Source organism: Thioclava marina (assembly GCF_002020135.1).
Classification (GTDB): domain Bacteria; phylum Pseudomonadota; class Alphaproteobacteria; order Rhodobacterales; family Rhodobacteraceae; genus Thioclava; species Thioclava marina.
In genome coordinates this window covers 856,460-875,536 of record NZ_MPZS01000001.1, presented here as the reverse complement: position 1 = coordinate 875,536, position 19,077 = coordinate 856,460, and the positions used below count along the sequence as shown (strand labels likewise).

At 66.0% G+C, this 19,077-nt stretch carries 21 protein-coding genes and 1 tRNA gene; 10 read left to right on the top strand and 12 right to left on the bottom strand.

Features of this window, described 5'->3' with window-relative positions; all coding sequences use genetic code 11:
• Positions 1 to 5 precede the first annotated feature (5 nt).
• The 3 genes from BMG00_RS04160 to moaA form a co-directional block, all read right to left on the bottom strand.
• Positions 6 to 413: a universal stress protein gene (locus tag BMG00_RS04160; protein WP_078524712.1), complete on the bottom strand. Its 408-nt coding sequence runs from the start codon at positions 411 to 413 to the stop codon at positions 6 to 8.
• Between the two features lie 86 nt (positions 414 to 499).
• Complete coding sequence (locus tag BMG00_RS04155) at positions 500 to 961, bottom strand: hypothetical protein (protein WP_078524710.1); 462 nt, start codon at positions 959 to 961, stop codon at positions 500 to 502.
• Complete coding sequence (gene moaA / locus BMG00_RS04150) at positions 958 to 1,965, bottom strand: GTP 3',8-cyclase MoaA (RefSeq protein ID WP_078573464.1); 1,008 nt, start codon at positions 1,963 to 1,965, stop codon at positions 958 to 960. The genes BMG00_RS04155 and moaA overlap by 4 nt, the downstream gene beginning before the upstream one ends.
• A gap of 120 nt (positions 1,966 to 2,085) precedes the next feature.
• Between moaA and BMG00_RS04145 the strand changes: the two genes are divergently transcribed.
• The 4 genes from BMG00_RS04145 to BMG00_RS04130 all read left to right on the top strand — a co-directional run bounded on the left by BMG00_RS04145 (position 2,086) and on the right by BMG00_RS04130 (position 6,359).
• Positions 2,086 to 2,547, top strand: coding sequence for a hypothetical protein (locus tag BMG00_RS04145; RefSeq protein WP_078573463.1), 462 nt, complete (start codon positions 2,086 to 2,088; stop codon positions 2,545 to 2,547).
• Positions 2,548 to 2,556: 9 nt separating this feature from the next.
• The gene (locus tag BMG00_RS04140; protein ID WP_245794947.1) at positions 2,557 to 3,009 is read left to right on the top strand and encodes a methyltransferase family protein; all 453 of its coding nucleotides are present in this window, start codon (positions 2,557 to 2,559) and stop codon (positions 3,007 to 3,009) included.
• A gap of 286 nt (positions 3,010 to 3,295) precedes the next feature.
• Positions 3,296 to 4,870: a Re/Si-specific NAD(P)(+) transhydrogenase subunit alpha gene (locus BMG00_RS04135; RefSeq protein WP_078524704.1), complete on the top strand. Its 1,575-nt coding sequence runs from the start codon at positions 3,296 to 3,298 to the stop codon at positions 4,868 to 4,870.
• 13 nt (positions 4,871 to 4,883) lie between these two features.
• Positions 4,884 to 6,359, top strand: coding sequence for an NAD(P)(+) transhydrogenase (Re/Si-specific) subunit beta (locus tag BMG00_RS04130; RefSeq protein WP_078573462.1), 1,476 nt, complete (start codon positions 4,884 to 4,886; stop codon positions 6,357 to 6,359).
• 239 nt (positions 6,360 to 6,598) lie between these two features.
• Here BMG00_RS04130 and BMG00_RS04125 read toward each other — a convergent pair whose 3' ends face one another.
• The gene (locus BMG00_RS04125; protein WP_078573461.1) at positions 6,599 to 7,027 is read right to left on the bottom strand and encodes a SufE family protein; all 429 of its coding nucleotides are present in this window, start codon (positions 7,025 to 7,027) and stop codon (positions 6,599 to 6,601) included.
• 126 nt (positions 7,028 to 7,153) lie between these two features.
• On the opposite strand from BMG00_RS04125, the gene BMG00_RS04120 reads away from it, so the two are divergent.
• Complete coding sequence (locus BMG00_RS04120; RefSeq protein ID WP_078573460.1) at positions 7,154 to 7,651, top strand: hypothetical protein; 498 nt, start codon at positions 7,154 to 7,156, stop codon at positions 7,649 to 7,651.
• Between the two features lie 89 nt (positions 7,652 to 7,740).
• Here BMG00_RS04120 and rnd read toward each other — a convergent pair whose 3' ends face one another.
• The 4 genes from rnd to purM all read right to left on the bottom strand — a co-directional run bounded on the left by rnd (position 7,741) and on the right by purM (position 11,477).
• Complete coding sequence (gene rnd / locus BMG00_RS04115; protein WP_078524696.1) at positions 7,741 to 8,904, bottom strand: ribonuclease D; 1,164 nt, start codon at positions 8,902 to 8,904, stop codon at positions 7,741 to 7,743.
• A 122-nt stretch (positions 8,905 to 9,026) separates the two neighbouring features.
• Positions 9,027 to 9,779, bottom strand: coding sequence for an acetyltransferase domain-containing protein (locus BMG00_RS04110; RefSeq protein ID WP_158521673.1), 753 nt, complete (start codon positions 9,777 to 9,779; stop codon positions 9,027 to 9,029).
• Positions 9,780 to 9,846: 67 nt separating this feature from the next.
• Complete coding sequence (gene purN / locus BMG00_RS04105) at positions 9,847 to 10,434, bottom strand: phosphoribosylglycinamide formyltransferase (RefSeq protein WP_078573458.1); 588 nt, start codon at positions 10,432 to 10,434, stop codon at positions 9,847 to 9,849.
• A complete protein-coding gene (gene purM / locus BMG00_RS04100; RefSeq protein ID WP_078574245.1) occupies positions 10,431 to 11,477 on the bottom strand; it encodes a phosphoribosylformylglycinamidine cyclo-ligase in 1,047 nt (348 codons plus the stop codon). The genes purN and purM overlap by 4 nt, the downstream gene beginning before the upstream one ends.
• A 134-nt stretch (positions 11,478 to 11,611) precedes the next feature.
• Between purM and BMG00_RS04095 the strand changes: the two genes are divergently transcribed.
• Positions 11,612 to 11,688, top strand: a tRNA-Ile gene (locus BMG00_RS04095).
• 72 nt (positions 11,689 to 11,760) lie between these two features.
• Here BMG00_RS04095 and cobS read toward each other — a convergent pair.
• From cobS to cobU, 3 genes are read right to left on the bottom strand one after another with little or no spacing between them, the layout of a single operon-like run.
• Positions 11,761 to 12,531, bottom strand: a complete 771-nt coding sequence (gene cobS / locus BMG00_RS04090; protein WP_078573457.1) for an adenosylcobinamide-GDP ribazoletransferase — start codon at positions 12,529 to 12,531, stop codon at positions 11,761 to 11,763.
• Positions 12,528 to 13,532, bottom strand: coding sequence for a nicotinate-nucleotide--dimethylbenzimidazole phosphoribosyltransferase (gene cobT / locus BMG00_RS04085; RefSeq protein WP_078528991.1), 1,005 nt, complete (start codon positions 13,530 to 13,532; stop codon positions 12,528 to 12,530). The genes cobS and cobT overlap by 4 nt, the downstream gene beginning before the upstream one ends.
• Before the next feature lie 3 nt (positions 13,533 to 13,535).
• Complete coding sequence (gene cobU / locus BMG00_RS04080; protein ID WP_078573456.1) at positions 13,536 to 14,039, bottom strand: bifunctional adenosylcobinamide kinase/adenosylcobinamide-phosphate guanylyltransferase; 504 nt, start codon at positions 14,037 to 14,039, stop codon at positions 13,536 to 13,538.
• Positions 14,040 to 14,120: 81 nt separating this feature from the next.
• Between cobU and BMG00_RS04075 the strand changes: the two genes are divergently transcribed.
• From BMG00_RS04075 to cobD, 4 genes are read left to right on the top strand one after another with little or no spacing between them, the layout of a single operon-like run.
• The gene (locus BMG00_RS04075; RefSeq protein WP_078573455.1) at positions 14,121 to 14,699 is read left to right on the top strand and encodes a histidine phosphatase family protein; all 579 of its coding nucleotides are present in this window, start codon (positions 14,121 to 14,123) and stop codon (positions 14,697 to 14,699) included.
• Positions 14,696 to 15,502 carry a hypothetical protein gene (locus BMG00_RS04070; protein WP_078573454.1) on the top strand — a complete coding sequence of 269 codons (807 nt, stop codon included), beginning with the start codon at positions 14,696 to 14,698 and terminating at the stop codon, positions 15,500 to 15,502. Before BMG00_RS04075 ends, BMG00_RS04070 begins: the two co-directional genes overlap by 4 nt.
• Entirely contained in the window at positions 15,499 to 16,446 is a 948-nt protein-coding gene (cbiB, locus tag BMG00_RS04065; RefSeq protein ID WP_078573453.1) for an adenosylcobinamide-phosphate synthase CbiB, read from the top strand. Before BMG00_RS04070 ends, cbiB begins: the two co-directional genes overlap by 4 nt.
• Positions 16,447 to 17,400 carry a threonine-phosphate decarboxylase CobD gene (cobD, locus tag BMG00_RS04060; RefSeq protein WP_078528978.1) on the top strand — a complete coding sequence of 318 codons (954 nt, stop codon included), beginning with the start codon at positions 16,447 to 16,449 and terminating at the stop codon, positions 17,398 to 17,400.
• Here cobD and BMG00_RS04055 read toward each other — a convergent pair whose 3' ends face one another.
• The gene (locus BMG00_RS04055; RefSeq protein WP_078574244.1) at positions 17,401 to 18,846 is read right to left on the bottom strand and encodes a cobyric acid synthase; all 1,446 of its coding nucleotides are present in this window, start codon (positions 18,844 to 18,846) and stop codon (positions 17,401 to 17,403) included.
• Positions 18,847 to 19,077: the final 231 nt, after the last annotated feature.

Below are 19,077 nucleotides of genomic sequence, written 5' to 3'. Positions count from 1 at the left end.
CAGCCTCAGCGCATCACCATGACGGCGCATTTCGCGTGGCGCACCACCCGCGATGCGGTCGAGCCGATGAGGTAATCGCCGAAGCCCGGACGATGCGAGGCGATGACGATGCAATCGGCCCCGATCTCCTCGGCGCAGGACAGGATCTCGTGGCCCGCCTGCCCCTCGACGATCGACCAGGCGCCATTGTCGAACTCGGCCGCGCGCGATTTCAGGTCGCGCTCGATCGCCTTGCGCAGTTCGTCGGCATAGCCTTCGGGCATGTAGCTGATTGCATAGGCGGGCACGTCCTCCATCACATGCAGGAGCGTTACCCGCGCGCCGTCGCTGGCAAGCGTTCGCGCCACGTTCAGCGCCGCGTCTGGATTGTGTTCGTCATCGAAGGCCACGGGCACGAGGATATTGGAATACATGGTCTGGCTTCCTTTCGCTTCGCTGAAGCATCGCGCAAAATAGCGACGCGGGCATTGATTTGGGTCACTTGGTACAGGCTGGCGGTTCAGCCGGGACGTCGGCACAACCGCCAGATCACGAAGAGAAAAGTCAGGACCGCGAGCGTCCAGACAACGGGGGTGAGCGTGTCGCGATAAATCAGCGCGGCAAACGCCTCGCCTGGCAACCAGCCGCCTCCCGTGGCCGAGGCGAACCCGCCCGCGACCCGCTCGGCGGCCCAGTACCACCCGAAAGCGAAAAGCACCGCGAGCAGCGCCCGCAATGGCCAGGGCCCGGAAAAGGCGGCCAGCAGCGCCAGCGGCAGGACCAGAAACGCGCTGAAACGTCCAGCGTCCAGCAAGAGCCCGAGTTCGGTGACCGGGCGCGATCCCGGTCCGGCATAGCCGAGCCCGGAGAGCACGTCGAAATTGCCGATAACCAGATGCGCCCAGAGACTGAGCGCGATGATGGCTGCCCCGATCAGCCCCGCGACAAACGCGCGGGCTGCACGCTGGGCCTTGGGGCTCATCCGCCGGTATGGCTCATATGGCGCGACATCTGGCCTTTGACCTTCTGGCGCGAATAGTCGAAATCGTGGCCCTTGGGCTTGCGCGCGATGGCGGCACGGATCGCCTCGATGAGGGGCGCGTCATCGGCGCTCGCACGCAAGGGCGCGCGCAGATCGGCATTGTCTTCCTGTCCGAGACACATGAACAGCTCGCCCGTGCAGGTCACGCGCACGCGGTTGCAGCTTTCGCAGAAATTATGGGTGAGCGGCGTGATGAAACCGATCTTCTGCCCGGTTTCCTCAAGGCGCACATAGCGTGCAGGCCCGCCCGTGGATTCATCGAGTTCGGTCAGTGTGAACCGCTCCGCCATCGCCTTGCGCACATCCGAGAGCGGCCAATATTGATCGAGACGCAGCTCCTCGCCCATCTCTCCCATCGGCATCACCTCGATGAAGGTCAGGTCGTGGCCCTCGGCGGCGCACCAGTCGATCAGCGGGAACAGCTCGTCCTCGTTGAAGCCTTTCAGCGCGACGGTGTTGATCTTGACCCTCAGCCCCGCGCGTTTCGCGGCCTCAAGACCTTTGAGCACCTGATCGAGCCGCCCCCAGCGGGTGATCTCGGCGAATTTTTCCGGCACCAGCGTGTCGAGCGAGACATTGATCCGCTTCATCCCCAGATCGGCCAACTCATCGGCGAAGCGCGCCAGTTGCGAGCCGTTCGTGGTCAGCGTCAGCTCGCGCAGCGCGCCGCTGTCGAGATGGCGCGCGATCGAGCGGAAAAAGGTCATGATATCGCGCCGCACCAGCGGCTCGCCGCCGGTGATGCGCAGTTTTTTCACGCCCAGCGAGATGAAGGCCGAACAGAGCCGGTCGAGTTCTTCCAGCGTCAGGAGTTCCTTTTTCGGCAGGAACTGCATGTGCTCGGCCATGCAATAGGTGCAGCGAAAATCGCAGCGGTCGGTGACCGAGACCCGCAGATAGTCAATCGGGCGGGCGAAAGGGTCGATGAGGGGCGCGTGTTCCATGGCTGGGAAAGTAAGCCGAGGGCCGCAGGGCGGCAAGGGGTCAAGCGGGCTTGCGCGCGGCAAGGGATGGCGCCGACGATCCAAGCCGCCTAAGCTCGGGGCAAATCGAGGAGGATGAGAATGCGTATTTTCCTTCTGGCCGCCCTGCTCGGCCCGCTTGCGGGCTGCGCGACGCTGGGGCTCGGGCCGAGCACGAAAACCGCAGCGCCCGCGCCCGCCCCGGCGCCGGTTGTGGCCCCGATGCCCAAGCCCACCGCGACCAGTGCCGAGGCGCTCGACACTACCACTGCCGCGCAGCGGGCCGAGGCCGCGAAGAAACCCTCCGGCGGTGAAGAGCGGCTGGGCGCGACGATCGCAAGTCTTGGAGACCCGACGCAACCCGGTTTCTGGGTGCGTACCGGGTTGGTGAGCGCCGAGGCCGAGGGCCGAATCGAGGATCCGAAAACCGGCAAATCCGCCAAGGTGACGCTGATCCCCTCGGGCAAACCCGCAGGGTCAGGCTCGGAAGTGTCGTTGCCCGCGTTGCGTCTGCTCGAGGTTCCTCTGACCGAGCTGCCCGAGCTCGTGGTCTACCGGCTCTGAGGGCCTGCGATGATCAGAAGGCTTCTGCGCGAAATCGATTTGCCGCCGCTCTGGCTGGCGGTCTTTGCTGCGATCACCTGGGCCTTGGCGCAGGTGGCCGCGACGCCGCTGCCTTATGACCGGGCTCTAGGGGGAGCTTTGATCGGGCTGGGGCTTGCACTGATGGCGATCGCGGCGGCGCAGATGGTGCTCCATCATACGACCTTCATTCCGCGTCGCGATCCCTCGGACCTCGTGACCACCGGCGTCTTCGCGTTCTCGCGCAACCCGATCTATCTGGGGGATGCGCTGGTGCTTGGGGGGCTGGCGCTTTACTGGCACGCGCCCCTGGGGCTCTTGCTGGTGCCGCTTTTCATGGCGTTCATCACCCGTCGCTACATTCTGGGCGAGGAGGCTCGGATCGCGGCGCATTTCGGCGAGAGCTACGCCGCCTATCGCGCCCGCACCCGCCGCTGGCTCTGAACGCCATGTGGCGAAAATGCTGCGCGTGCAAAAAAGTCGCGCGGGCGGATTTGCCGCGCTTCCCGACGGGATGTGGCTTAGGGCTTTGAAATTCATGCGAAAAAACGGATTTAAAACGGTATCCAATGGTATACACGACTGCGTGATCTCGGCTGCGACAGATTAACAAGGTTTTACGGCGCATCGGTGCTTGTGAAACATTATTGCGCGATGCTAAGGAAGGCATCGCCAGATTCCGGGCGTGCGAGCCGCTGGGCGAATGCGCCGCTATCAAGGGGGAGTTACAGTGAAAATCGGAGCTCCGAAGGAGATTTTCGAGGGTGAGGCGCGGGTCGCCATGACGCCCGACTCGGCTCTGCAATTGCAGAAGCTGGGCCATGAGTGCTTCATCGAAGCAGGGGCGGGGCTCAAGGCGGGCTTCACCGATGCAGCTTATGAAGCCGCGAACGTGACGGTGATCAAGACCGCCGCGGCGCTCTTCAAGGAGGTGGATTTCGTCGTCAAGGTACGACCCCCCACCGATGTCGAGGTCAAGCGCCTGAAACCCGGCCAGACCCTGATCTCCTTCTTCTACCCGGCCCAGAACGAAGAGCTTCTGAAGGCCGCCGAGAAGACCGGCGCGAATGTGATCGCGATGGACATGGTGCCGCGGATCTCGCGCGCCCAGAAAATGGACGCGCTGTCGTCCATGGCCAATATCGCGGGCTATCGCGCGGTGATCGAGGCCGGTAACAACTTCGGCCGCTTCTTCACCGGTCAGGTGACGGCGGCGGGCAAGGTTCCCCCGGCGAAAGTGCTCGTGGTCGGCGCCGGTGTGGCCGGTCTTGCCGCGATCGGGGCCTCGACCTCGCTCGGCGCGATCACCTACGCTTTCGACGTGCGTCCCGAAGTGGCCGAACAGATCGAGTCGATGGGCGCCGAGTTCGTCTATCTCGATTTTGCGGAAGAGCAGACCGACGGGGCCGCCACCGGTGGCTACGCCGCGCCCTCCTCGCCGGAGTTCCGCGAGGCCCAGCTCAAGAAGTTCCGCGAGCTGGCTCCCGATATCGACATCGTCATCACCACCGCGCTGATCCCGGGCCGCGACGCTCCGGTGCTGTGGACGAAGGACATGGTCGAGGCGATGAAGCCCGGCTCGGTGATCGTGGACCTCGCCGCCGAGCGCGGCGGCAACTGCGAACTGACCAAGGCCGACGAAAAGATCGTGACCGACAATGGCGTGACCATCGTCGGCTATACCGACTTCCCGTCGCGCATGGCGCAGCAGTCCTCGACGCTCTACTCGACCAACATCCGTCACATGATGACGGACCTGACGCCCGAGAAGGACGGTGTCGTCGTCCATAACATGGAAGACGACGTGATCCGGGGCGCGACGGTCGCCTATCAGGGCGAGATCACCTTCCCGCCGCCGCCGCCGAAAGTGGCTGCGATCGCGGCGAAGAAGCCGACCGAGAAGCCGAAGGAACTGACGCCGGAAGAAAAGCGCGCCGCCGAAGTGGCCGCGTTCAAGGCGCAGACCAAGAGCCAGGTGACGCTGATCGCCGTGGGCGCGATCGTGCTTCTGGGTGTCGGTCTCGTGGCGCCTGCCAGCTTCATGCAGCACTTCATCGTCTTCGTGCTGAGCTGCTTCATCGGCTTCCAGGTGATCTGGAACGTTTCGCACTCGCTGCACACGCCGCTGATGGCTGTCACCAACGCGATCTCCTCGATCATCATCCTGGGCGCGCTGTTGCAGATCGGTTCGGGCAGCTGGCTCGTGATCGTGCTCGCGGCGCTGTCGGTCTTCATGGCCGGGATCAACATCTTCGGTGGCTTCATGGTCACTCGGCGCATGCTCGCCATGTTCCAGAAATCGTAAGGGGGCCGAGACAATGGAAAACGGATTCTCGACCGCTGCCTATGTCGTTTCGGCAGTTCTCTTCATCCTCTCGCTGGGCGGCCTCTCGGGGCAGGAAAGCGCCAAGCGGGCGGTCTGGTACGGCATCGTGGGTATGGCGCTGGCGGTTGTCGCCACGCTGATCGGCCCCGGCTCGGGCCTCTGGCTGATTTCGGTGGTGATGATCGCTGCCGGCGGCATCATCGGCTGGTTCGTGGCGAACCGCGTTCAGATGACCGAGATGCCCCAGCTGGTTGCCGCGATGCACTCGCTGGTCGGTCTCGCCGCCGTCTTCGTGGGCTACAACGCCTATATCGAGATGGCCAACGTGATGTCGATCAAGGCCTCGATGTCGCCTTCGCTCAACGAGGCGGGCATGGCGGCGGCGCTGCATGAAAAGGGCCTGCGCGGCTTCGCGGCGCTGATCGCGCATAAATCGCCGGTCGAACTGTCGATCCTGCGCGTCGAACTGTTCCTTGGCGTGTTCATCGGTGCAGTGACCTTCACTGGTTCGGTCGTTGCCTTCGGCAAACTCGCGGGCAAGGTCACCTCGAAGGCGACCAAGCTGCCGGGCGGGCACATGCTCAATGCAGGCGCCGCGATCCTGTCGGTCGTCCTGCTGATCGCCTTCATGAACGGTGCTGGCGCCTGGGCGCTGATCGCGATGACGCTTCTGGCCTTCTTCATCGGCTACCACCTGATCATGGGGATCGGCGGCGCCGACATGCCGGTCGTGGTCTCGATGCTGAACTCCTATTCGGGCTGGGCCGCGGCGGCGATCGGCTTCTCGCTGGGCAACGACCTTCTGATCGTGACCGGCGCGCTGGTCGGCTCTTCGGGTGCGATCCTGTCCTACATCATGTGCAAGGCGATGAACCGTTCGTTCGTCTCGGTGATCCTCGGCGGCTTCGGCAACACCACCGGTCCCGCGATGGAAGTCGAGGGCGAGCAGGTCGCGATCGACGCCGATGGCGTGGCCTCGGCGCTGCGTGACGCGGATTCGGTCATCATCGTGCCGGGTTACGGCATGGCCGTGGCGCAGGCTCAGCAAGCGGTGTCGGAACTGACCCGCAAGCTGCGCGCGCAGGGCAAGGACGTGCGCTTCGCGATCCACCCGGTCGCGGGCCGTCTGCCGGGCCACATGAACGTGCTGCTGGCCGAGGCGAAGGTGCCTTACGACATCGTTCTGGAAATGGACGAGATCAACGAGGACTTCCCCGATACCGACGTGGTGATCGTGATCGGCTCGAACGACATCGTGAACCCCGCCGCACAGGAAGACCCGAATTCGCCGATCGCCGGCATGCCGGTTCTGGAAGTGTGGAAGGCCAAGCAGGTGTTTGTCTCGAAGCGTGGTCAGGGCACCGGCTACTCGGGCATCGAGAACCCGCTCTTTTACAAGGAGAACACGCGGATGTTCTATGGCGACGCCAAGGACTCGGTGAACCAGCTTCTGCCGTTGATCGACTGATCTTCGGATGAATGGAAATGGAGACGGCCGGTCGATGGACCGGCCGTTTTCGTTTTGAGCTCTGGCGCGGGGCGACCAGCCCCGGGCCGCGCCCGACCCTCCCCCCGGGAGGGCGCATTGGCGAGGTCTCGCGGGTTCACCCGGCATGCGGGCTTTTGAGATAAAGCGCAGACCACGCAGGACGGTAACGCGCCCACCCAAGGGTCGGGTGCGTCCCTCGTCGCGGCTTGGCGATAAGATCAGGCCGCAGCCGCTTCACCGGCCAGCTTGCGGATCCGCTCCACCATCGCGCGCAAGCCATTGGAGCGCTGCGCCGAGAGGTGGTCGTTCAGCCCCAGACGCCCCAGCTCTGCCGTGGCATCCACTTTCAGAACCTCTTCGACGCTCAGGCCCGAATACAGCGCATGCAGGATCGCAATCAGGCCCTGCACGATCATCGCGTCGCTCTCGCCCTGAAAATCGAAGCTTGCCTGCGGTCCGGTGCCCTCGATGCGCGGCAGGAGCCAGACCTGGCTCGCGCATCCCTCCACCTTGGTTGCGGGCACCTTCACCGCCTCGTCGAGGGGCGGCAATTCGCGGCCCAGCTCGATTACGTGACGATAGCGGTCCTCCCAGTCATCGAGGAATTCGAAGGTCTCGGCGATCTCTTCAAAGGCTTCGCTTGCCATGGGTTTGCCATCCTTGCACTTCTCGTCTGTCCCTTGGGTAGCGGCTCTCCCGCGCAGGGTCCAGACGCGGCTTTTCAAAACTGACGCAATGGGCTACCAGAGGGCAGGGACAGTATCGGAGCCACCATGAAGAAAGCTTTGATCGCGGCACTTGCCTTGACTATCGCGACCGCCGGCTGCGGCCGTATCCGCGACAGCAAGATCAATCCGTTCAACTGGTTCGGCAAGGATCGCGTCGAGCAGAGCCAGACGCTTGCCCCGCGCGGCGGCTATCCGACGAAGGTGGGCAAGGCCCATCAGCAGCCCGTCGCGCAAGTCTCGAGCCTGACGGTCGAGAAGATCCCCTCGGGTGCGATCATCACCGCGATGGGCCTGCCCCCGACGCAAGGGTTCTGGGATACCGATCTGGTGCCGCTCAATGACGGCAAGCCCGACGAAACCGGCACCCTCACCTACATGTTCATGGTCGCCCCGCCGCCCGCCGACAGCGCGGCCGCGCGCCGGGTGATGACGCCGCAATCGCGCGAGGTCTCGGCCGCGGCCTTCCTGAGCAATTACAAGCTCGAAGGCGTGCGCAAGATCGTGGTGGAAAGCGCCGGAAACGCCCGCTCCGTGCGGCGCTGAGGACAAATCATATTCCAATAGCGAAAAGGCTCGGGCGATTCCCGAGCCTTTTTGTTTCTTCCAGCAAGGCGTAAGCCGCGACGCGGGCCTCACACTTCGATCAGCTTCACCGCGCCGCTATCGGCCGTCAGAGCCACCTCGCCCTTGGCAAGGCGCAGAGCGTCATGGCCGAACACTTCGAGGCGCCAACCATTGAGCGCCGCCACATCGCGCTTGCCCGCCGCAATCCGGTCGAGATCCGATGAGGTCGCGATCAGTTTCGCAGCGACCCCGGCCTCTTGCGATTTCGATTTGAGAAGTACCCGCAGAAGATCACCAAGCGCGGTATCCACCTGCAATTGCTGGCCCTGATCCGCCGGGCGCGGCAGTTTCTCGGAGGGCATCTCGAGCCCTTCCTTCACCGCGTTTAAAATCCCTTCGGCAATCTCGCCCTTGCGGGCTTCGCGCAGAAGGAGGCGCGACTTGGCCAGCTCGTCGATCGAGCTCGGCTTGGTCGAGGCGAGCTCGAGCAGCGCGTCATCCTTGAAGATGCGCGACCGGGGGATGTTGCGCGCCTGCGCGTAGCCCTCGCGGAACCGCGCCAGCTCGCGCACGATGCCGAGGAAACGGCCGGAATTGGTGCGTGTCTTGACACGCTGCCAGGCATCCTCGGGACGGTTGATATAGGTCTCGGGGTTCAGCAGGACCGCCTCTTCCTCTTCGACCCAGGCCTCGCGGCCGGTCTTTTTCAGCTGGTCGGAGAGGAATTCGTAGATCACGCGCAGATGGGTCACATCCGCGATGGCGTATTTCTTCTGCGCCTCGGTCAGCGGGCGGCGCGACCAGTCGGTGAAACGCGAGGATTTATCCAGCGACTGCTTGGCGATCTTGCGCACCAGAGTCTCATAGCCCACCTGCTCGCCGAAACCGCAGACCATCGCCGCGATCTGGGTGTCGAACAGCGGGTCGGGGAAGACCTGCGCGTCGGTGAAGAAGATCTCGAGATCCTGCCGCGCGGCGTGAAACACCTTCACGGTCGGCGTGTGTCGGAACAGATCGTAAAGCGGTTCGAGTGAGAGACCGTCGGACAGCGGATCGACCAGAACCGCCTCGCCCTCCTGATCGCCATGCGATGGCAGCGCCATCTGTACGAGGCAGAGCTTGGACCAGTAGGTCCGCTCTCGGAGAAACTCGGTATCGAGGGTGACGTAAGCTTCGGCCTTGGCCTTTTCGCAGAAGGCCGCGAGGGCCTCGGTCGTGGAGATGGTCTGCATGTCGCGCTTTCACTTGGGTGCGGGGTCATCCCGCGCATCTGAAAGTTCCCTAGCCCCTCGGAGGGCGAAAGGGAAGGGCGGCGCGTGTCGTGCGCCGCGCAGCGTGGCAGAAGCGCCAAGGTTCAGTGGGTGAGCAGGTAGGCCGCCCAGGTCAGCCCATAGAGCACGGGCTGATGGATCAGGTAGATCGGCAAGGTGTGGCGCCCCGCGAAAAGCGCGATTTTGAGCGCGCCCGTGACCTCCGTGGGCTGGTAACGCGCCGCACGGCGCCAATAGCGCACGCGCTCGGCCAGCTTCGCCACGCTCATCCCGATCAGGAAAGGACCGATCCAGGGAAAGACCGGCTCGAAATCCATGGACGGGCGCCAATGGGTCGAGAGGCCGATCCACCAGAGCCATGCATGATCGAAGGCCGGGAAGGCGTAATAGAGATTGACCCAGATCGCGAGCACGCCAAGCGCTGCCAGCACGAGCCAGGGCAGGGCCAGCAGCGCCGCGCCGATCAGCGAGCTGACCGCGATCGAATGCAGGATGCCGTAATAGATGAAATATTCCGGCATCATCACATAGGTCGCCGCACTCACCAGCGCCGCCGCACCTGCGAGTTTGCCGATGCGCCGCCAGAACGGGCCTGCGCGAAATCCGCCCCGGTGGGCGAGAACGAGGCTCAGTCCGGCCATGAAGATGAAGGTGCTCGCCACGGTGCGGGCGAAATCCAGGAAGGCGGGGTGAAAGACCGTCCCCGCAGGGAGGAAGCCGAAATTCTCCAGATCATAGGTCAGGTGAAAGATCGCCATGCCGATCAGCGCGACCGCCCGGATCAGGTCGGGTGCGATCATCCGCCCGCGCGGGGCCGTATGCTCGGTGCTTGCCATGCGACTTTCATGCGCGAAGCCGCGCCCGCCCGCAAGCGGGGCCCGGTGCATTTCGGCGTGAGCGCGCTTAAAGGTAAAGTGGTTCGCGATTGCCCTCGGCAAAGCGGCGCAGCACCGCAGGATACAGGCGATGCTCCTGCACCAGCACCCGCGCGGCGAGATCATCGGGCGTATCGCCCGCCGCGATCGGCACGCGCGCCTGGCCAAGGGTCGGCCCGTCATCAAGGACAGGTGTCACCTCGTGGACGGTGCAACCCGCCTCGGTATCGCCCGCTTCGATGGCGCGCTTATGGGTGTGCAGGCCGGGATATTTCGGCAGCAGGGAGGGGTGGATGTTCAGCATCCGTCCCTCGAACCGGCCCACGAAATCCGGGGTCAGCACGCGCATGAAACCGGCAAGACAAAGGATATCGGGTTTCGCCGCGAGGATCGGTTTGAGCAGCTCTGCCTCGAAGGCGGCGCGATCCTTGCCATAGGGGCGATGGTCGATGGCGGCGGTCGGCACGCCCATGCGCGCGGCCTTCTCCAGCCCGGCCGCGCCCGCATCATTCGACGCGATCAGGACCGGACGGGCAGGGTGGTCGTCCACCATGCTCTCGACGAGGCGGACCATGTTCGACCCCCCCCCCGAGATCAGGATCGCGACCCGGATCACAGGAGTTTGCCCTCATAGGCGACGCCCTGACCGGCGGTGACGGTGCCGATGCGGGTCACGCTCTCGCCTTCGCCTGCCAGCAGGGCCGCGATCTCGTCGGCCTTGTCGGCGGCGACCACGACGATCATGCCGATGCCGCAGTTGAAGGTCTTGAGCAGTTCCGCCTCTTCCATCGACGCGGTCTCGGCCAGCCAGCGGAACACGCCGGGCAGCTCCCACGCATCGAGGTCGATCTCAGCGCCCATGCCCTCGGGCAACACGCGCGGCAGGTTCTCGGTCAGCCCGCCACCGGTGATATGCGCCAGCGCATGAACGCCGCCCGCACGCACCGCCGCGAGGCATTGTTTGACGTAAAGCCGGGTCGGCGCCAGCAGCGCCGCGCCCAGCGAGCCCTCGCCGAAGGGGCAATCCGCGTCCCAGCCAAGGCCGGACAGCTCGACCACCTTGCGCACGAAGGAATAGCCGTTCGAATGCACCCCGTTCGAGCCAAGGCCCAGCAGCACATCGCCTTCGGCCACGCCCGCGGGCAGGTCCGCGCCGCGTTCCATCGCACCCACGGCAAAGCCGGCAAGATCGAAATCGCCCTTGTGATACATGCCCGGCATTTCCGCCGTTTCGCCGCCGATCAGCGCGCAGCCCGACTGCGCGCAGCCCTCAGCGATGCCCTCAATGATCCGCGTCGCCTGGTCGAGTTCGAGCTTTCCGGTCGCGAAATAGTCGAGGAAGAACAGCGGCTCGGCACCCTGGCACACGAGATCGTTGACGCACATCGCCACGAGATCGATCCCGATCGTGTCCACGTTGCCGGTGTCGATCGCGATGCGCAGCTTGGTGCCCACGCCATCGGTCGCGCCCACGAGGATCGGATCGCTATAGCCCGCCGCCTTCAGATCGAAGAGCGCGCCGAAGCCGCCGAGCCCCGACATGGTGCCCGGGCGTTGCGTGCGCTTCGCCGCCGGCTTGATACGTTCGACCAGCGCATTGCCCGCGTCGATATCGACGCCCGCATCGGCATAGGTCAGGCCCGGTTTTGTCTCGCTCATGGCGGCGCTCTCCATCAGGGATTCCTTGGGGCGAAGCCCTAGCGTAATGGCGCACGGCTCGCAACGCCAAGCCGCGCCCCGCGCCGCCTTTTCTTGACGCCCGCGCGCGCCGTGGTAGAGGAGGGGGCAATGGTGGGCCTGTAGCTCAATTGGTTAGAGCAGGGCGCTCATAACGCCTTGGTTGCGGGTTCAAGTCCTGCCGGGCCTACCATCTTCCCCCAGCTCTCCTTGCACAGCATGGTTTCCAGCGCTTAGGGCCGCGCGAACCGGGGCGATCTGCGTTTCAGAGGGCGACAACCGCCGCGACGGTTGCAAGCCCCGCAATTTCAATGAGTTGCTGAGTCGCGCCGAGAACGTCACCCGTCTGACCTCCCAGCCGCGTTTTGGCGAGGCTGGCCACCAGCCAGAGAACAGCGCCAGTCGCGATGACCATCGCGGGCAGGACCAATGGACCCGCCCAGGCGGCGAGACCGAGGAATGGCGGCACGGCCATTAAGGCGGCAGTGATCGCCGCTCCCTTTCCAGCGTCGCGCGCACTGTGTCCAAGCCCGTCTGATCGTGCGGCCGGGAGCGCTGCGAGGAGGATCGAGGCACCGGCGCGGCTCGCCATCGCGCTCGCCACAAGAGCCAGGCACATGATCGCGGGATGAGCGGTGAGGGCTGCGAGGGCCTGCCAGCGCAGCCCCAGGCCCAGAATGAGTGCAATCGTGCCGTAGCTCCCGATCCGGCTGTCGCGCATGATTTCGAGGCGTCGCTCGGGGGTGGTGCCCCCCCAGAGCCCGTCCGCGAAATCCGCCAGCCCGTCTTCGTGCAGCGCGCCGGTGGTAAGCACCTGTGCGGCGAGACAAAACCCCGCGACGAGCGGAAGCGGCAGGTTCAGCGCGAGGCCGAGACAGAAGATCGCGGCGGCGATCAGAGCAACCGCAAGACCGGCCAGCGGAAACGCCCAGGCCGCTGCGCCGATACTCGGCACCGGGTCACGCAGGCGCGGCAGCGGAAGCCGCGTGAGCAGCACGAGCGCGAGATGCGCCTCTGTCACGCGGCGCGCGATCATGCCTCGCTGACCCCGGCCTCGCCAAAGGTCGCCATCCCGTTATGGCATTCGAGGGCCGAACGAAGGATGCCCAGTGCAAGCGCCGCGCCCGAGCCTTCGCCCAGCCGCATGTCGAACTCGAGCACGGCTTTCTTGCCCATCGCGTCAAGCAGGCGACGGTGGCCCGGCTCTGGCGAGACATGCCCGACAAGGCAATGATCGAGCAGGCGCGGATCGGCGGCGTACAGGGTGGCTGCCGCCGCGGTGCAGATGAAACCGTCGAGGATGACCGGGATCCGATGGGCGCGCGCGGCGAGGACCGCACCGCAAATCGCGGCCTGTTCGCGCCCGCCGAGGGCTGCGAGCGTCGCCATCGCGGAGGCGCCGCCATGACGCTTCAGCCCCGCCTCGATCGCTGCGATCTTGCGCTGGATCCCCTCTGCGTTCGAGCCGGTTCCGGGGCCGACCCAATCTGCGGGCGTCGCGCCGAACAGCGCCGAGGCCAGCGCCGCGGCGATCGTCGAGTTGCCGATTCCCATCTCGCCGAGGATCAGGACATCGGCCTCGGGATCGACGGCCGCGATCCCGCGATTGATCGCATCAAGCGTTTCAGCCTCGCTCATGGCAGGGCCTTGGGTGAAATCTGCGGTCGGGCGATCGAGATCGAGCGCGACGACCGACAGATCCGCCCCGTTCGCGCGACAAAGCTGGTTGATCGAGGCCCCGCCATGCTCGAAATTCATCACCATCTGGGCGGTGACTTCCTGCGGGTAGGGGTTCACGCCCTGCGCGCAGATGCCATGATTTCCTGCAAAGATCACCGCCTGTGCCTTGACGATGTCCGGTCGCGCCGTGCCGCGCCAGCCCGCCATGAAGATCGCAAGCTCCTCAAGCCGTCCCAGCGACCCGGGCGGCTTGGTCAGGCTGTCCTGGCGGGCGCGCGCGGCATCCGCCATCTCGGTGTCGAAGGCGGGCAGGCGCTCGGCAAGCGATGCGATCTCGGAGAGGGAGAGAATTTCCATATGTCATTTCACCTTTAGTGGCAGGCCAGCGACCGCCAGGGTCACCTCGTCGGCTGCTGCTGCGATCCGTTGATTCAAAAGCCCCGCTGCGTCGCGAAACCCCCGCGCGAGCGCGTTTTCCGGCACGATGCCCATCCCGACCTCGTTGCTCACGAACACCACCGGATGCGCGAGAGCGGGCAGCAGCGCGAGCAGGTCCCGCGTCTCGGCTTCCCAGTCGCGATCGGCCAGAATGAGGTTGCTCAGCCAGAGCGTCAGGCAGTCCACCAGGCGCGGCGCGTCGTCGGTCGCACGTAGCGTCGCGGCGAGTTCGAATGGGGCCTCATGCGTCTTCCAGACCTCCGTGCGCCGGGCGCGATGCGTGGAAATTCGGGCCTTCATCTCATCGTCGAACGCCTGGGCGGTGGCAATATAATGCGCGTGATTTCGAAGGCTTAGCGTGACCGCTTCGGCCAGGGCGCTTTTGCCGGATCGCGCGCCGCCAGTGATCAGATGAATGCGTGCCATGGCTGGTTCGCGCTGTTGTCTCTTGTTACCGGCGTGCAGACAAAGCAGAAAAGGCGCGGTTACGGAAGGAGAAAAACCGCCATGGCGGAGAGGGCGCCTACAGAGCTGATCTTGCTGCGGCACGCACCGGCAGATCATGGCGGCGCATTGGCCGGACGGCGCGATGTGGGGGCGCTTCTGCCCGATCAGGGCACGCTCAGGGCGCTGCGCGACAGGCTCGGCACGTCGCGAGTCGTCGCAAGCCCGGCGCTCCGCTGCGTCCAGACCGCGCGCGTGCTCTGGCCCGATCTCGCTTTCGCCACCGACGCTCGCCTGTGGGAGCAGGATTTCGGGGACTGGGAGGGGGTCTCCTTTGGCCGATTGCCCGATCTCGGCGCGATGTCCGGTGCGGATCTGGCACGCCACAGGCCACCGGGGGGCGAGAGCTTTGCCGATCTTTGCGCCCGGGTGGCGCCCGCCCTGCAGGAGATCGCGGGGCAGGGGGGACGGGTCGCCGTCATGGCCCATGCGGGCGTGGTGCGCGCGGCCCTGGCCCTGGCCCTCGGGCAGGAGGCTTTGGGGCTGACCTTCCGCGTCGATCCGCTCTCGGTCACGCGGATCACCGCTCTCGCCGGTGAGGCCTGGTCGATCGGCTGCGTCAACGAGGGCGGGATCGGATGACCGGCCGCGTGACGCATCTTTCGGTGCCGGGGCATTTCGGGGAATGGATGCAGGGACGGATTGGCGCGCAAGGCCCCGTGGCCCTGATCACGCTGCCCGTCGCGGATCACGTCCGTCTCTGGCACGTCCCGCAGCGCCGGGGCCTGCACCTTCACGGCGTCTGGCTGGGGCCGGTGGAGGTGCGCCGGTTCCTGCGGCCGCTGGGGCTCGACCTGCGGGGTATCGTGAGGATGCGCGCGCAAACGCCTCTCGGTCTCGGCACGGGTGTATCGACCGCGCGGCTTGTCGGATTGGCGCGGGTTGCCGGCTGGCAGGGACCGCCCGAGGCATTGTCCTCCGCCTGCATCGCGAGTGAGGGGGCCGCCGATCCGCTGGCCTTCCCAGCGCCCGAGCGCATGCTTTGGGCGTCGCGCATCGGGCGGCCATTGGATCATCTGCCGCCGCTGCCACGATACGAGATCCTTGGCGGTCTCTGCGGTGGTCCGAGCTTCACCAATCCGCAGGATACGAATTTCGCCGACATTTCGGATCTTGTCGCGCAGTGGCGCCAAGCGCGCGGGCTTGAGGAATTCGCAGCCCTCGCCACGCAAAGCGCCCTGCGTTGCACCGATCTTCGCGGACCAAAGGCAGACCCGACACCGCGGCTCGTGCGTGATCTTGGCGCGCTCGGCTGGCTTCGTGCCCATACCGGAGCGGCACGCGGTCTGATCTTTGCGCCCGGCACCGTTCCCGATGGCGCCGCAGCGTTGTTGCGCGCGGCGGGCTTGCGCCAATTGCGCCAGTTTCGCGGAGGCGAGCGATGAATTTTGCCGCGATGATGCTGGTCGCCATGGCGTTCGATCTCGCATTTGGCTGGCCGAAAGCCCTGTTCGAGCGGATCGGTCATCCGGTGACTTGGCTTGGCGCATTGATCGGCGTGCTCGAGGCCCGGCTGAACCGGGTGGGAACGAACCGGCGCGTGCGCGGCGTTCTGACGGCGCTGCTCGTGACGGGGATCGCAGCGGGGATCGGGGCGGCTGTGCAAGCGCTCCTGCCCGAGGGCTGGCTGGGTCTGGTGCTCGGCGGTGCACTGGCCTGGCCGCTGGTTGCGCTGCGCTCGATGCATGATCATGTGGCGCGCGTCGCGAAGCCGCTGCTCTCGGGCGATATGGCCGGCGCGCGCCAAGCAGTCGCTATGATCGTCGGGCGTGATCCGGCGCGGCTTGACGAAGCCGGTGTCGCGCGCGCCGCCCTCGAGAGCCTGGCCGAGAACAGCTCGGACGGGATCGTCGCGCCGCTTTTTTGGGGCGCCTTTTTCGGGCTTCCCGGCATCGCGGGTTACAAGGCGATCAACACGCTCGATTCGATGATCGGCCACCGCAATGCGCGCTACGAAGCCTTCGGCTGGGCTTCTGCGCGGATCGACGATGGGGTGAACCTGCTGCCCGCGCGGCTGACGGGGGCGCTTTTCGCGCTGGCCTCCGGTGTCCGGGCGAAGGACGCATTTGACGTGATGCGCCGCGATGCCAGTGCGCATCGCTCGCCCAATGCGGGCTGGCCGGAATCGGCGCTTGCCGGGGCGCTGGGGATCCGGCTGTCCGGTCCGCGCATCTATGGGGATCGGATCGCGCAGGAACCCTGGCTCAACGGCGCGGCACCCGATCCGGAGCCGCTCGATCTAGCGCGAGGGCTTGCGCTCTACGCCCGGGCCATGGGACTTGGGGCGGTGCTGCTTGGCCTTGTCGCCTGGGCGATCTGGAGGGGATGAATGCGCGATCACGGTGGAAATATCGACCGGGCGAAGGCGCTCTGGGGCGGCGAGGATTGGATAGACCTCTCGACCGGGATCAACCGCCAGCCCTGGCCCGTGCCCGATCTGCCGCCGAACGTCTGGACCGATCTGCCGACGCAGGCCGCGAAATCGGCCCTCGTCGCCGCCGCGCAGGAGGCCTTCGCGACCCGCGCGCCCGTCGTGGCGCTCGCCGGCGCGCAGCAGGCGATTCAGTTGATCCCGCGTCTCGTCCCGCCGGGCCGCGCCCGCATTCTCGCCCCGACCTATAACGAACATGCCGCCGCGCTGCGCAGCGCCGGGTGGCAGGTCGACGAGGTTTCTCGCCTCGCCGATCTAGCCGGGGCCGAACTGGCCATCGTGGTCAACCCCAACAACCCCGACGGCACCCACCATCCCGCACAGGCCTTGCGCGCGCTCGCGCCCGATGTCGGACGGCTGGTGGTCGATGAGAGCTTTGCCGATCCGGTGCCGGAGCTGTCAGTGGCCGGGGCTGCCGGAGAGCGCTTGATCGTGCTCCGCTCCTTCGGGAAATTCTGGGGGCTTGCGGGGCTGCGGCTCGGCTTCGCCTTCGCCGATGCCGCGACCGTCGCGCAGCTCTCCGAAATGGCGGGGCCCTGGCCCGTGGCCGGTCCCGCGCTCGAGATCGGCCGCCGGGCTTTGGCCGATCGCGACTGGCACGCGGCAACCGTCGCCCGCCTGAGTGCCGAGACCGAGCGACTCGACGCGCTCGCCACCCGCGCCGGATGGGAGGTGATCGGCGGCACCCATCTTTTCCGCAGCTACGAGACACCCGACGCGATCGCCGTGCGTGACCGCCTTGCCCGTGCCCGGATCTGGAGCCGGATCTTCCCGTGGTCGCCGACCTGGCTGCGCCTCGGCCTGCCCGGCTCGGAAGGGGAATGGGCGCGTCTCGAGGCCGCCCTCGCCTGATCAGCGCGCGAGCGCCAGCAACCCGTCGACGTCCAGATGCGCCTCCATGTGATCGGCCAGCGCGTCGAGCGTCGCCTCGATGCGCCCCGCATGGCTCTGCCCGCTCGCTTTGACCCCAAGCCCGCCCAGCCAGGCGGCGCGGAACTCGTCGGCCCCGAACAGCCCGTGCAGGTAACTGCCGGTGACCCGGCCACAGCCCGAGATCGCGCCCTCGTCAATCCCGTCGATCCGTGCGAAAGGCCGCGCGCGGTCGGGGCCTTCGGTGCGTCCGATATGGATTTCGTACCCCTCGACCGAAAGCCCGGTGCCCGCGTGCTCAGCTGTCACCCGCGTCAGTCGCTTGTCGGAGGACATCACCGTTTCCACATCCAGCAGCCCCAGCCCCTCGGTCACGCCGGGCGCACCTTCGATCCCTTCCGGATCTGCGACCGAGCGGCCGAGCATCTGGTAGCCGCCGCAAATCCCCAGCACATGCCCGCCGCGCCGGTAATGCGCCACCAGGTCGATGTCCCAGCCCTGTTCGCGCAGGAAGGCCAGATCGCCGCGCGTCGATTTCGTGCCGGGCAGGATCACAAGATGCGCATCGCCCGGGATCGGCTGGCCGGGGCCGACCATCACCAGATCGATCCCGGGTTCGGCCGCGAGAGGGTCGAGATCGTCGAAATTCGCGATCCGCGACAGCGCGAGGCACGCCACCTTGAGCCCGCTGCCTCGCGGGGCGCGCGTGAGGTCGAGCGCATCTTCGGCAGGCAGCAGATGTGCCTGCGCGAACCAGGGCAGCACGCCGAAGCCGCGCCAGCCGGTCCGCGCCTCGATCATCGCGTAGCCATCTTCGAACAGGCTCACATCGCCCCGAAACTTGTTGATCAGGAAACCTTCGATCATCGTCGCATCCGCGGGATCGATCACCGTTTGGGTGCCCACGATCTGCGCGATCACCCCGCCGCGATCGATGTCACCCGCCAGCACGACCGGCACGCCCGCCGCGCGTGCGAAACCCATATTCGCGATGTCACCCGCGCGCAGATTGACCTCGGCCGGAGAGCCCGCGCCCTCGACGATGACCAGATCATGCGCCGCGCGCAGACGACTGAAGCTTTCCAGCACCGCGCCCATCAGCTGCGGCTTGATCGCCGCGTAATCGCGCGCCTTCGTCGTGGTCAGCCGACGGCCCTGCACGATCACCTGCGCACCGACATCGCTTTCGGGTTTGAGCAGGATCGGATTCATGTCGACCATCGGCTCAAGCCCGCAGGCCAGCGCCTGCAAGGCCTGCGCCCGTCCGATCTCGCCACCATCGGCGGTGACGGCGGCATTGTTCGACATGTTCTGCGGCTTGAAAGGCGCGACACTCAGGTCACGCCGCCGCGCCGCCCGGCACAGCCCCGCCACCAGCATCGACTTGCCGACATTCGACCCGGCGCCCTGAATCATCAGTGCCGTCATCGCGAAGCACCGACCGTGCATTTGCGAGGCGTTCGGGAGCCTCCGGCGGAGGTATTTCCGGGCAAGATGAAAGGGCAGGAGGGGCGCCGCGCCACAGCCCGATCATCCGGGGGCAGCGCGACGCTTTCACCTTGCGCGGTCGTCGGGACCTCTCCCTGTACCGCACGGCCAGATTTGCAGAGCGAGGTTAACAATCCCTTACCTTTCATCTTGCTTCAAATACCTGAAACC

Excerpts from the sequence above, each read along its gene's own strand:
- BMG00_RS04160 (WP_078524712.1), bottom strand. The coding sequence starts at position 413 with ATGTATTCCAATATCCTCGTGCCCGTGGCCTTCGATGACGAACACAAT.
- BMG00_RS04155 (WP_078524710.1), bottom strand. The coding sequence starts at position 961 with ATGAGCCCCAAGGCCCAGCGTGCAGCCCGCGCGTTTGTCGCGGGGCTG.
- moaA (WP_078573464.1), bottom strand. The coding sequence starts at position 1,965 with ATGGAACACGCGCCCCTCATCGACCCTTTCGCCCGCCCGATTGACTAT.
- BMG00_RS04145 (WP_078573463.1), top strand. The coding sequence starts at position 2,086 with ATGCGTATTTTCCTTCTGGCCGCCCTGCTCGGCCCGCTTGCGGGCTGC.
- BMG00_RS04140 (WP_245794947.1), top strand. The coding sequence starts at position 2,557 with ATGATCAGAAGGCTTCTGCGCGAAATCGATTTGCCGCCGCTCTGGCTG.
- BMG00_RS04130 (WP_078573462.1), top strand. The coding sequence starts at position 4,884 with ATGGAAAACGGATTCTCGACCGCTGCCTATGTCGTTTCGGCAGTTCTC.
- BMG00_RS04125 (WP_078573461.1), bottom strand. The coding sequence starts at position 7,027 with ATGGCAAGCGAAGCCTTTGAAGAGATCGCCGAGACCTTCGAATTCCTC.
- BMG00_RS04120 (WP_078573460.1), top strand. The coding sequence starts at position 7,154 with ATGAAGAAAGCTTTGATCGCGGCACTTGCCTTGACTATCGCGACCGCC.
- rnd (WP_078524696.1), bottom strand. The coding sequence starts at position 8,904 with ATGCAGACCATCTCCACGACCGAGGCCCTCGCGGCCTTCTGCGAAAAG.
- BMG00_RS04110 (WP_158521673.1), bottom strand. The coding sequence starts at position 9,779 with ATGGCAAGCACCGAGCATACGGCCCCGCGCGGGCGGATGATCGCACCC.
- purM (WP_078574245.1), bottom strand. The coding sequence starts at position 11,477 with ATGAGCGAGACAAAACCGGGCCTGACCTATGCCGATGCGGGCGTCGAT.
- cobS (WP_078573457.1), bottom strand. The coding sequence starts at position 12,531 with ATGATCGCGCGCCGCGTGACAGAGGCGCATCTCGCGCTCGTGCTGCTC.
- cobT (WP_078528991.1), bottom strand. The coding sequence starts at position 13,532 with ATGGAAATTCTCTCCCTCTCCGAGATCGCATCGCTTGCCGAGCGCCTG.
- cobU (WP_078573456.1), bottom strand. The coding sequence starts at position 14,039 with ATGGCACGCATTCATCTGATCACTGGCGGCGCGCGATCCGGCAAAAGC.
- BMG00_RS04075 (WP_078573455.1), top strand. The coding sequence starts at position 14,121 with ATGGCGGAGAGGGCGCCTACAGAGCTGATCTTGCTGCGGCACGCACCG.
- BMG00_RS04070 (WP_078573454.1), top strand. The coding sequence starts at position 14,696 with ATGACCGGCCGCGTGACGCATCTTTCGGTGCCGGGGCATTTCGGGGAA.
- cbiB (WP_078573453.1), top strand. The coding sequence starts at position 15,499 with ATGAATTTTGCCGCGATGATGCTGGTCGCCATGGCGTTCGATCTCGCA.
- cobD (WP_078528978.1), top strand. The coding sequence starts at position 16,447 with ATGCGCGATCACGGTGGAAATATCGACCGGGCGAAGGCGCTCTGGGGC.
- BMG00_RS04055 (WP_078574244.1), bottom strand. The coding sequence starts at position 18,846 with ATGACGGCACTGATGATTCAGGGCGCCGGGTCGAATGTCGGCAAGTCG.